This is a genomic window from Vibrio salinus, assembly GCF_021272385.1.
Taxonomy (GTDB): domain Bacteria; phylum Pseudomonadota; class Gammaproteobacteria; order Enterobacterales; family Vibrionaceae; genus Vibrio; species Vibrio salinus.
This window is the reverse complement of sequence record NZ_JAJSDZ010000010.1, coordinates 1,609,850-1,621,662: the sequence shown is the minus strand read 5'-3', so window position 1 is coordinate 1,621,662 and position 11,813 is coordinate 1,609,850. Positions and strand designations below refer to the sequence as shown.

Sequence of the window (11,813 nt, the reverse complement as noted above, 5' to 3'; positions counted from 1 at the left end):
TCCGCCGTCACGGTGCCATCTTCGCCCACTTCCGCGTTGTTGTAGATGTCATCATCACCTGTGCTTTCTAGCGTGATGGTCGGTGCTTTCACTTCTGTGTCCGCCTGCCGCGCTGTCTCGCTCGCTTGCGTCGACGTGTTACCCGCCGCATCGGTGATTTGCGCGGCACTGTGCCTTCCGGAGCCACTTCGACTGTCACGGAACCCGCGGCGATTTCATCCGCAGACAAGCTGTATTCTCTCACCGTTGATGGTCAACGTGTCGTTCGCCGCATCGAAGTCGTCTGGCAAGCTGATGGTCGCCGTCACGGTGCCATCTTCGCCCACTTCCGCGTTGTTGTAGATGTCATCATCACCGCTGCTTTCTAGCGTGATGGTCGGTGCTTTCACTTCTGTGTCCGCTGCCGCCGCTGTCTCGCTCGCTTGCGTCGACGTGTTACCCGCCGCATCGGTGATTTGCGCGGTCACTGTGCCTTCCGGAGCCACTTCGACTGTCACGGAACCCGCGGCGATTTCATCCGCAGACAAGCTGTATTCTTCACCGTTGATGGTCAACGTGTCGTTCGCCGCATCGAAGTCGTCTGGCAAGCTGATGGTCGCCGTCACGGTGCCATCTTCGCCCACTTCCGCGTTGTTGTAGATGTCATCATCACCTGTGCTTTCTAGCGTGATGGTCGGTGCTTTCACTTCTGTGTCCGCTGCCGCCGCTGTCTCGCTCGCTTGCGTCGACGTGTTACCCGCCGCATCGGTGATTTGCGCGGTCACTGTGCCTTCCGGAGCCACTTCGACTGTCACGGAACCCGCGGCGATTTCATCCGCAGACAAGCTGTATTCTTCACCGTTGATGGTCAAACGTGTCGTTCGCCGCATCGAAGTCGTCTGGCAAGCTGATTGGTCGCCGTCACGGTGCCATCTTCGCCCACTTCCGCGTTGTTGTAGATGTCATCATCACCTGTGCTTTCTAGCGTGATGGTCGGTGCTTTCACTTCTGTGTCCGCTGCCGCCGCTGTCTCGCTCGCTTGCGTCGACGTGTTACCCGCCGCATCGGTGATTTGCGCGGTCACTGTGCCTTCCGGAGCCACTTCGACTGTCACGGAACCCCGCGGCGATTTCATCCGCAGACAAGCTGTATTCTTCACCGTTGATGGTCAAACGTGTCGTTCGCCGCATCGAAAGTCGTCCTGGCAAGCTGATGGTCGCCGTCACGGTGCATCTTCGCCCACTTCCGCGTTGTTGTAGATGTCATCATCACCTGTGCTTTCTAGCGTGATGGTCGGTGCTTTTCACTTCTGTGTCCGCTGCCGCCGCTGTCTCGCTCGCTTGCGTCGACGTGTTACCCGCCGCATCGGTGATTTGCGCGGTCACTGTGCCTTCCGGAGCCACTTCGACTGTCACGGAACCCGCGGCGATTTCATCCGCAGACAAGCTGTATTCTTCACCGTTGATGGTCAACGTGTCGTTCGCCGCATCGAAGTCGTCTGGCAAGCTGATGGTCGCCGTCACGGTGCCATCTTCGCCCACTTCCGCGTTGTTGTAGATGTCATCATCACCTGTGCTTTCTAGCGTGATGGTCGGTGCTTTCACTTCTGTGTCCGCTGCCGCCGCTGTCTCGCTCGCTTGCGTCGACGTGTTACCCGCCGCATCGGTGATTTGCGCGGTCACTGTGCCTTCCGGAGCCACTTCGACTGTCACGGAACCCGCGGCGATTTCATCCGCAGACAAGCTGTATTCTTCACCGTTGATGGTCAACGTGTCGTTCGCCGCATCGAAGTCGTCTGGCAAGCTGATGGTCGCCGTCACGGTGCCATCTTCGCCCACTTCCGCGTTGTTGTAGATGTCATCATCACCTGTGCTTTCTAGCGTGATGGTCGGTGCTTTTCACTTCTGTGTCCGCTGCCGCCGCTGTCTCGCCTCGCTTGCGTCGACGTGTTACCGCCGCATCGGTGATTTGCGCGGTCACCTGTGCCTTCCGGAGGCCACTTCGACTGTCACGGAAACCCGCGGCGATTTCAATCCGCAGACAAGCTGTATTCTTCACCGTGATGGTCAACGTGTCGTTCGCCGCATCGAAGTCGTCTGGCAAGCTGATGGTCGCCGTCACGGTGCCATCTTCGCCCACTTCCGCGTTGTTGTAGATGTCATCATCACCTGTGCTTTCTAGCGTGATGGTCGGTGCTTTCACTTCTGTGTCCGCTGCCGCCGCTGTCTCGCTCGCTTGCGTCGACGTGTTTACCCGCCGCATCGGTGATTTGCGCGGTCACTGTGCCTTCCGGAGCCACTTCGACTGTCACGGAACCCGCGGCGATTTCATCCGCAGACAAGCTGTATTCTTCACCGTTGATGGTCAACGTGTCGTTCGCCGCATCGAAGTCGTCTGGCAAGCTGATGGTCGCCGTCACGGTGCCATCTTCGCCCACTTCCGCGTTGTTGTAGATGTCATCATCACCTGTGCTTTCTAGCGTGATGGTCGGTGCTTTCACTTCTGTGTCCGCTGCCGCCGCTGTCTCGCTCGCTTGCGTCGACGTGTTACCCGCCGCATCGGTGATTTGCGCGGTCACTGTGCCTTCCGGAGCCACTTCGACTGTCACGGAACCCGCGGCGATTTCATCCGCAGACAAGCTGTATTCTTCACCGTTGATGGTCAACGTGTCGTTCGCCGCATCGAAGTCGTCTGGCAAGCTGATGGTCGCCGTCACGGTGCCATCTTCGCCCACTTCCGCGTTGTTGTAGATGTCATCATCACCTGTGCTTTCTAGCGTGATGGTCGGTGCTTTCACTTCTGTGTCCGCTGCCGCCGCTGTCTCGCTCGCTTGCGTCGACGTGTTACCCGCCGCATCGGTGATTTGCGCGGTCACTGTGCCTTCCGGAGCCACTTCGACTGTCACGGAACCCGCGGCGATTTCATCCGCAGACAAGCTGTATTCTTCACCGTTGATGGTCAACGTGTCGTTCGCCGCATCGAAGTCGTCTGGCAAGCTGATGGTCGCCGTCACGGTGCCATCTTCGCCCACTTCCGCGTTGTTGTAGATGTCATCATCACCTGTGCTTTCTAGCGTGATGGTCGGTGCTTTCACTTCTGTGTCCGCTGCCGCCGCTGTCTCGCTCGCTTGCGTCGACGTGTTACCCGCCGCATCGGTGATTTGCGCGGTCACTGTGCCTTCCGGAGCCACTTCGACTGTCACGGAACCGCGGCGATTTCATCCGCAGACAAGCTGTATTCTTCACCGTTGATGGTCAACGTGTCGTTCGCCGCATCGAAGTCGTCTGGCAAGCTGATGGTCGCCGTCACGGTGCCATCTTCGCCCACTTCCGCGTTGTTGTAGATGTCATCATCACCTGTGCTTTCTAGCGTGATGGTCGGTGCTTTCACTTCTGTGTCCGCTGCCGCCGCTGTCTCGCTCGCTTGCGTCGACGTGTTACCCGCCGCATCGGTGATTTGCGCGGTCACTGTGCCTTCCGGAGCCACTTCGACTGTCACGGAACCCGCGGCGATTTCATCCGCAGACAAGCTGTATTCTTCACCGTTGATGGTCAACGTGTCGTTCGCCGCATCGAAGTCGTCTGGCAAGCTGATGGTCGCCGTCACGGTGCCATCTTCGCCCACTTCCGCGTTGTTGTAGATGTCATCATCACCTGTGCTTTCTAGCGTGATGGTCGGTGCTTTCACTTCTGTGTCCGCTGCCGCCGCTGTCTCGCTCGCTTGCGTCGACGTGTTACCCGCCGCATCGGTGATTTGCGCGGTCACTGTGCCTTCCGGAGCCACTTCGACTGTCACGGAACCCGCGGCGATTTCATCCGCAGACAAGCTGTATTCTTCACCGTTGATGGTCAACGTGTCGTTCGCCGCATCGAAGTCGTCTGGCAAGCTGATGGTCGCCGTCACGGTGCCATCTTCGCCCACTTCCGCGTTGTTGTAGATGTCATCATCACCTGTGCTTTCTAGCGTGATGGTCGGTGCTTTCACTTCTGTGTCCGCTGCCGCCGCTGTCTCGCTCGCTTGCGTCGACGTGTTACCCGCCGCATCGGTGATTTGCGCGGTCACTGTGCCTTCCGGAGCCACTTCGACTGTCACGGAACCCGCGGCGATTTCATCCGCAGACAAGCTGTATTCTTCACCGTTGATGGTCAACGTGTCGTTCGCCGCATCGAAGTCGTCTGGCAAGCTGATGGTCGCCGTCACGGTGCCATCTTCGCCCACTTCCGCGTTGTTGTAGATGTCATCATCACCTGTGCTTTCTAGCGTGATGGTCGGTGCTTTCACTTCTGTGTCCGCTGCCGCCGCTGTCTCGCTCGCTTGCGTCGACGTGTTACCCGCCGCATCGGTGATTTGCGCGGTCACTGTGCCTTCCGGAGCCACTTCGACTGTCACGGAACCCGCGGCGATTTCATCCGCAGACAAGCTGTATTCTTCACCGTTGATGGTCAACGTGTCGTTCGCCGCATCGAAGTCGTCTGGCAAGCTGATGGTCGCCGTCACGGTGCCATCTTCGCCCACTTCCGCGTTGTTGTAGATGTCATCATCACCTGTGCTTTCTAGCGTGATGGTCGGTGCTTTCACTTCTGTGTCCGCTGCCGCATTATCACTGCCTTCCAGGGACTCATTACCATCACTGTCAGTTTGTGTTGCCGATACAGTAATAGTTTCTCCCTGAGCAGGAGAGCTTTCCGACCAACTGATGGTACCACTCGATGTGTTATAACTATATGTAATTCCGGTGATACTATCTGTATAGGTATATAAGCTCGAATCCGAACTGTCTTGCCGCATATCCGACAGACCGAAATTCACTGTCTCGATTTCAGAACCACTGGTAACATTCAACGTAACAGAACCACCAGAAGCAAAGGTAGAACTATCTATAGAAACGTTGATCTGAACACCATCGTTTCCTAATTCGCTTTTGTTGATAACATGATCATCATTTGAATCATCTGTAATTGTTACTGTAGGTGAATAATCACCACTGCCATCACTACCATCCCCGAACACAGTATCAAGAACTGCACTATCCGAACCCTGTTGAGACTCATTGCCATCTGAGTCAGTCTGTATAGCAGCGACAGCAATACTATCACCTTCAGCAACAGTCTCTGTCCAGGTAATCGTACCGCTCGATGAGTCATAACTGTATGTCATACCGGAATCACTATCCGTGTACGTATATAAGTCTGTATCCGAATCATCCTGACTCATATCAGAAAAACTAATAGTGACAGAGTCGCTTTCTGAACCATTAGTGATGTCTAATGTGAGAGATCCTCCATCCTCAAATGTCGTATCATCGAGCTCAACACTAATTTGGACGCCATCACCATGGGAGGCTAATTCAGTTGCATTGATAACATTATCATCAGAGCTATCATCACTGCTGCCTCGGCTGCCGATAATAGAACGACTTCCATCATTACCCGAGTCATCTAATATGGTGACGGTTGGTGAAAATGCTTCATTTTCACTGCTACCGTCTCCAAAAACCGAGTCTTTTTCAACAGTATCTTCTGCTGAAGAGGTATTATTATCCTGATCAGTAAACGTAGTATCTGCTGTTAAAGTGCCATCCGATAAATCACTGACATCTATACCGGTAATGGTATAGGTACCATCACCATTATCCGTCACAATATAAGTATTGGATGCATCATCGGACGCGGTAACTGAACCGTCTGAAGCCAGCGTTACTGTCAATAAAATGTCACTGGTGCTGCTATCTTCATCACTGATGGTCAATATTGCTGAGCCAGAAGTAACTCCCTCACCAAAATTAACGATAATCGAAGCTGTTTCACTTCCATTTATTAATCCATCACCGTTACTATCAGTAAATTCGATTGACGGACCATCAATAGTCCCATCCGAGTTACTATCTGAACCAAAAGAAGTATCTGAGTCACTGCCAGTGGTCGTCACTAATGTTTGCAATAGTGCAAGGCTCTGCGTCAGTGATACCTGAGTTCCACTCAACTCCGAGACATTCGAAGTATCAAAAGATGTTGAGGCTAATAATTCATCATTATCAAAATCTACCGAGGCTGTGGTGGTCAGACTTGAACCAGCAGCACTACCGGCAGCCGCTGCAAACTGCTTTCCTAATGCTGTTGGATCTGCCCCATTTTCTAAGGCTGAAATAATTTGATTTACTTCTTTGCTTATATCGACAGTTTGATTATCAGGCGTTGTAATATGTGCATTAAAGCTGCCATGGCCAGCAGATGATGCATTCTCTTCAACAAACTGACCCTTTTCAACTAAAATGTAACCTGGGGGTACCGGTTGCCCTTTAGCAATGATTGTGACATTACCTTCGGCATCAATAGCAATGCGTTGATTTTCGGTTAAGTTAGCAAAAGAGATTGTAGACTTTAAATCCATACAAGCGCCTCAAACAGCTTCTAAATCTTTGAGAAAAACAATTGCTTTAAAAAAGCTAAGTAACAATAGTACATAAAAGCAATGTCAAAATTATGTCAAAGATAACATTTTTTGTCATATACCAACAGTCAAAGAAGTTAATTATGTCAGAAGATTATCAATAAAGTTATCTGTATGTAAATTTATGCAATTTTTTGTCATTTTGATACATTTATCATTTTCACTTCTTTATGACTATATTTTTATGAAACTCTATTGTATAAACTGCCGTCCTTAGCTAAGACAAACAGAAAGTTACGTCATCATCTACTATATTTCAGTATATACTTATAAATATTGTGCTTTTTGTATCGACGAACAGGAGAAATGTTTTGAGCACATTTCAAAAGTTATTTGTAGGAATTGCAACTTTAACCAGCTTTCAGGTGTTTTCTCATACCCTTGAACAGGCAATTGCCCTGACTTTGTCATCAAATCCGGAATTAAGAAGTTCATTCAGTCAGTACCAAAGCCGAATTCACGATGTCGATTCTGCAGAAGGTGCTTACCTGCCTTCAGTCGATTTGTCTGCCGGGATTGGTTATGAAGGCATTGATCCTGCCTCATCCAATTCCAAAGAATCAACGGATCTGACCCGCAAAGAAGCGACGATCTCCCTAAGCCAGTTAATATGGGATGGCGCGTCAACGACCAATAATATCCACAGAACTCAATCTGAAGCCGAATCGGACAGATACCAGCTATTAGCAGATGCCTCTGATATGGCATTAAAAGTGGCGAAAATATATCTTGATACTTATCAGGCCAAAGAAGTTTTAGCTCTGTCAGAAGACAATCTGGCTATCCATAAAAAGATCTATGCTGACATAAAACGTAAGGCAGAGCTCGGACTTGGATCGACAGCAGATGTGTCTCAGGTTGAGGCCCGTATAGCAAAAGCAGAAGCCAATGTTTTAGCTGCTCAGAATAATTACTTCGATTCTCAGTCCGAATATGAGCGTTACGTAGGGGAAGCCCCATCTCACTTGATTTATCCTGAAGTAGACATGAAACCAATGCCGGATAAATTGAAAAATGCAGTCAAAATCGCATTTAAGCAGAATCCGACTATCAAAGTAGCTCAGTTTGACGTCGTTGCAGCAAAGTATCAGTACAAACAATCAAAAGCACCAACGATGCCGACATTTTCAATTGAAGCGAGCCACAGCCTTCGTGATGATGCAGGAGGTTACGTCGGAGGCAGTAGCGAAACGACCGCAATGCTAAGAATGAATTACAATCTGTATAAAGGCGGTTCTGACCTCGCAGACATAAAAAGTAATGCTTACAAACTCAATAAAGCAAAAGATCTGAGAGAAGATACGTTCAGGCAGGTTAAAGCAGGGCTTTCCTTATCGTGGAACTCATTAGAGTTTACTAAGAAACAAATGAATTATCTGTCTCAACATGTAGACACCGTTTCTGATACCGTCATTGCCTATCAGAAACAGTATCAAATTGGTCAGAGAACATTGTTAGATCTGTTAAATAGCCAAAACGAATTATTCGAGGCACGAAAAGACTACCTAAGTGCTAAATATTCCCATCAGTATGCTAAGTATCGCGTCTATAATGCGTTAGGCAATCTACTCAATATTTTACGAATAAACATTCCACAAAAATGGACTGTTTCGGAGGTAGAATAGAGCATGATGAATAATCTATTCAGAATTTATGCTCCGATAATCGTAGCTTTGATTATGTCGGGCTGCACATCCCTTTCAGAAAATACATTGACCGACGAATATAGTTACATTCAAACCCCGGCAACAAAACAGTCTGCTGATTTGAATGATATTGATAAGGACGGCGTAATCAATGCACGAGATCGATGTGAGTCAACGGAAACCGGTGCAAAAATAAATAATAATGGTTGCGGACATACTTTTGGCAAAAATGAAAAAAAACAGCTCCATATTTTATTTGCACATAATTCCAGCGTTATAAATCCGATTTTCGCCGGTCAGATAAAAGAGATGGCCGCTTTTCTGGCGGATTACCCATCAACCTCAATAGAGATTAACGGTTACGCCAGCAAAGTTGGTGATGAAAATAGCAATTTGAAATTATCTGAAAAACGAGCTCAGGAAGTTAAAAAATGGCTAATTAATTATGGAGTGGCACCATCAAGAATCCGAATTGTAGGACATGGTGAATCAAATCTGGTAATCGATGATGATTCCGAATTTGCCGCAACTAAGAACAGACGGGTTACCGCAACCGTTGTCACTAATGGTCGTGTTGTAGAAAAACAATGGACTATTTTCTCTAAAATTCCGAGAAACGCTGATTCGTACTAACCATAAGTCTCTCCGACACCGAATGTTGGATGGAAGCAGAAATCCCATCGAAGGCGCCATAGTGGCGCTTTCTTCTGTATTAAAGTATGGGAAATTATTCTCTTCAATGATACCCTCTAAACACTTTGTATATGAGGTATTAATCATGTCTAAATTAACTAATGACGTTAATAAAAATCTTGATCTCTTCATAGAAGAGTCAACAGCGACAAAACTTGTCTGGGGACTGAAAAATGACGAAGGCTGGTTGTCTTGCGACTCAGCAGAATTTGAAAACAGCGAAGTTATGCCATTTTGGTCTGCCAAAGAAAATGCTGAAATTCATAATGTTGAAGAATGGAGTGATTTTGACGTTGTAGAGATTCCACTTGATATTTTCGTTGAAGACTGGTTGATAACCTTAGATGAAGATGGGATTCTTCTGGGAATTAACTGGAATGAAAACCTGGAAGGCAAAGAAATTGAACCCGTTGAATTAGCCAAAAAATATCTCTGACACTATTTGAAGTACTAACCAAAGAACGACAATTACTATGAAACTAACTAAATTAACTCCGGAAATTTTCCAACACATATATCGGGATATCGTTGAATTCAGAACCACATTCGATCTGCCAGTCGCCGATCCGGACAGCCTTGACTCTAACGCAGACACCCTGCATACCTCACTGGCAATTGAAGAACTTACGGAGCTAGCTCAGGCAGACAATATTGTTGAGCAGGCTGATGCCATTGTTGATACCGTATATGTACTTATGGGACGTCTTGTTCATCTGGGAATGAACTCGATAGAAGCAAACCTTGGTATCAATTATATTATCGACTTATTATTAAATGTTGCAGAAAACCGTGGCATAGATTTTATTCCTTGCTGGGATGAAGTTCACAGCTCAAATATGAGCAAAGTGTGTAAATCTTTTGATGAATATAAACAAACAGAAGATTTTTATTCAAATCAGGGCATCACAATATCACCAAGTGAAAAAGGCGCTTACATTATCGCAAAATGCTCTGCCGATTTTATTGGCGAAGAAAAAACCATTCGTAAAGGAAAGGTTCTCAAATCAGTTAATTATCGCCCTGCTGATCTGGCCCAATTTTTCAAATCATAATCCCTTTAAATAAAAAAAAGCCATCTTGTTAAACAAGATGGCAAGAAGACTATAAAAAGCCTAACAAGAACGAGAATGTATCACTCTTATTAATGCCAATTGTGTGCCAACTTTTTTAAAACCATTAACTCTATGAATAATAGGGAATTTTTCCATTAAGCAATTTCCCTAGCATGCTGATTGGTAATTAACTGCTCCACGGTTGTGCTTATTGCACCAAAATTAATCGAAAATTAAGTGTCTTTTTTCTTCAATTTCAATTTGTTGAACTCCGGTATGGAAAACGTTCTGAATCGTTTTTGCCGTTACAACCTCATCGGTCATACCACAACACACGGACTTTGAATCTGACAGCAAAACAACATACTCAGAATACTGAAGAGAACGATTCAAATCATGATTAGCCATAATAACGCTCAATCCTTGCTCTTTCGCTTCGTTAAGCAAAGAGTAGAGATACCTCTCCTGTCCGATATCCAAAGGTGCCGCCGGTTCGTCTAGAATCAACAATTCCCCATCAGGATTCAGTTCGGGCCACACCTGTAAACAGCACCCGATAATTCTTACCCGTTGCCATTCTCCACCAGACAACTGATGGATACTCGATGTTAATTTATCCCGGACATTCAATAAATCAATCAAATGACTCACAACATCCGTGACCTTCTTATGTGATAATGTGACATGGACGGGTAATGAAAGTCTTAAATACTCATAGACAGTCACATTGAATACGGGCTTTTCATTCTGAGCCAGATACGCTCTGACCTTAGATAATTCTTCTAATGAAAAAGTACTTATCTCTGTATTATTCAGTATTATCTGACCTTCATACGAAATAACCCCGGCAAGAGAAGCAAGTAATGTGCTCTTCCCACTCCCGTTAGGTCCGATAATATGTACCTGTTGATTGGCCGGAATCTCAAAAGTAACATTGTCCAGACGCCCCTCAACAGTAACGTTCTTAATATGTATCATGATTTTTTAACAGCATCCATACAAATACGGGGGCACCAATCGTTGTTGTTACAACACCTAATGGCAATTCAGCAGAATCCAGTAACGTTCTCGCCAATAAATCAGCCATAACCAGCAGTAAAGCTCCTGAGATTGCAGTAAGTGGCAATAAATAACGATTTTCACTACCAAATGCCAGGCGTAAAAGATGCGGGACGATAAGACCTATAAACCCGATAATTCCACCCAAAGCAACGGAACCACCAACTAAGACAGCAACAGCTATAATGAGCTGCCAACGTACTTTATATACATCTATACCCAATTGACGGGCGTGAACTTCACCAAGCATCAGTCGGTCCAACAAGTTCCCTTTACTCATGACCCAAATCACAGCAGGAAACATAATTAAACTTATCCAATGCTGCTTCCATGTTACTCCACTAATACTTCCCATTAACCAATAAATGAGCAGGCGTAAACTTAAGTCATCACTGAAATAAAAAAACCAGGTCACAACCGAACTTGCCAGAATTCCCATCGCCACCCCAACTAACAACAAACGGGCTGTGGTCAGCCTCATCGCTCTGGCGATAGCAACTAATATAAATGTAAATAAGAGCGCCCCCATAATAGCACTAATCATGAATCCAACAGGTGTCGCAAACATGGGAAAAATAAATAAAAGAATAACCATTGCAACACTTGCGCCACCCGATACCCCGATGATACCGGGTTCGGCAAGTCCATTCCCAAGCAAAATCTGTAAAGTTGCACCAGACAAGGATAAAGCCGCACCAATCATGATTGCAGCCAATAACCGGGGCAATCTTAAATCTGTAATAAGCTGAATTTCAAATGATGACTTAGGTGATAAAGGAGAAATAAACACTTCCCCAAACATGAGATAGACAAATGAAAAGACAATAAGAGTAATAAAAAAGAGACAGATAGCTTTTAACCATTTCTGTCTCTGTCGTTGAGTAAGCTGATAAAAATCCATTATCTGAAAACTAAAATTTTATTTCAGATAACA

At 46.9% G+C, this 11,813-nt stretch carries 12 protein-coding genes; 4 read left to right on the top strand and 8 right to left on the bottom strand.

The window, feature by feature from the left end:
* Positions 1–215: 215 nt before the first annotated feature.
* The 6 genes from LRQ06_RS20930 to LRQ06_RS20905 all read right to left on the bottom strand — a co-directional run bounded on the left by LRQ06_RS20930 (position 216) and on the right by LRQ06_RS20905 (position 6,369).
* Positions 216–869: a hypothetical protein gene (locus tag LRQ06_RS20930; RefSeq protein WP_232768965.1), complete on the bottom strand. Its 654-nt coding sequence runs from the start codon at positions 867–869 to the stop codon at positions 216–218.
* Positions 848–1,114: a hypothetical protein gene (locus LRQ06_RS20925; RefSeq protein ID WP_232768964.1), complete on the bottom strand. Its 267-nt coding sequence runs from the start codon at positions 1,112–1,114 to the stop codon at positions 848–850. The genes LRQ06_RS20930 and LRQ06_RS20925 overlap by 22 nt, the downstream gene beginning before the upstream one ends.
* A 133-nt stretch (positions 1,115–1,247) precedes the next feature.
* A complete protein-coding gene (locus LRQ06_RS20920; protein ID WP_232768963.1) occupies positions 1,248–1,817 on the bottom strand; it encodes a hypothetical protein in 570 nt (189 codons plus the stop codon).
* A gap of 25 nt (positions 1,818–1,842) precedes the next feature.
* Entirely contained in the window at positions 1,843–2,181 is a 339-nt protein-coding gene (locus LRQ06_RS20915; protein ID WP_232768962.1) for a hypothetical protein, read from the bottom strand.
* Positions 2,144–3,181 carry an autotransporter outer membrane beta-barrel domain-containing protein gene (locus LRQ06_RS20910; protein ID WP_232768961.1) on the bottom strand — a complete coding sequence of 346 codons (1,038 nt, stop codon included), beginning with the start codon at positions 3,179–3,181 and terminating at the stop codon, positions 2,144–2,146. The genes LRQ06_RS20915 and LRQ06_RS20910 overlap by 38 nt, the downstream gene beginning before the upstream one ends.
* Positions 3,178–6,369, bottom strand: coding sequence for a beta strand repeat-containing protein (locus LRQ06_RS20905; RefSeq protein ID WP_232768960.1), 3,192 nt, complete (start codon positions 6,367–6,369; stop codon positions 3,178–3,180). Before LRQ06_RS20905 ends, LRQ06_RS20910 begins: the two co-directional genes overlap by 4 nt.
* Positions 6,370–6,740: 371 nt before the next feature.
* On the opposite strand from LRQ06_RS20905, the gene LRQ06_RS20900 reads away from it, so the two are divergent.
* The 4 genes from LRQ06_RS20900 (at position 6,741) to LRQ06_RS20885 (ending at position 9,820) form a co-directional block, all read left to right on the top strand.
* On the top strand, positions 6,741–8,054 hold the full coding sequence (locus tag LRQ06_RS20900; protein ID WP_238484037.1) for a TolC family outer membrane protein: 1,314 nt from the start codon (positions 6,741–6,743) through the stop codon (positions 8,052–8,054).
* Positions 8,055–8,057: 3 nt separating this feature from the next.
* Positions 8,058–8,708 carry an OmpA family protein gene (locus tag LRQ06_RS20895; RefSeq protein ID WP_232768959.1) on the top strand — a complete coding sequence of 217 codons (651 nt, stop codon included), beginning with the start codon at positions 8,058–8,060 and terminating at the stop codon, positions 8,706–8,708.
* Positions 8,709–8,853: 145 nt separating this feature from the next.
* A complete protein-coding gene (locus LRQ06_RS20890) occupies positions 8,854–9,204 on the top strand; it encodes a DUF2750 domain-containing protein (protein WP_232768958.1) in 351 nt (116 codons plus the stop codon).
* 37 nt (positions 9,205–9,241) lie between these two features.
* The gene (locus LRQ06_RS20885; protein ID WP_232768957.1) at positions 9,242–9,820 is read left to right on the top strand and encodes a nucleoside triphosphate pyrophosphohydrolase family protein; all 579 of its coding nucleotides are present in this window, start codon (positions 9,242–9,244) and stop codon (positions 9,818–9,820) included.
* A 222-nt stretch (positions 9,821–10,042) separates the two neighbouring features.
* Here the strand turns inward: LRQ06_RS20885 and btuD are convergent, their stop codons facing one another.
* On the bottom strand, positions 10,043–10,798 hold the full coding sequence (gene btuD / locus LRQ06_RS20880; RefSeq protein ID WP_232768956.1) for a vitamin B12 ABC transporter ATP-binding protein BtuD: 756 nt from the start codon (positions 10,796–10,798) through the stop codon (positions 10,043–10,045).
* The gene (gene btuC, locus LRQ06_RS20875; protein WP_232768955.1) at positions 10,785–11,780 is read right to left on the bottom strand and encodes a vitamin B12 ABC transporter permease BtuC; all 996 of its coding nucleotides are present in this window, start codon (positions 11,778–11,780) and stop codon (positions 10,785–10,787) included. Before btuC ends, btuD begins: the two co-directional genes overlap by 14 nt.
* Positions 11,781–11,813: the final 33 nt, after the last annotated feature.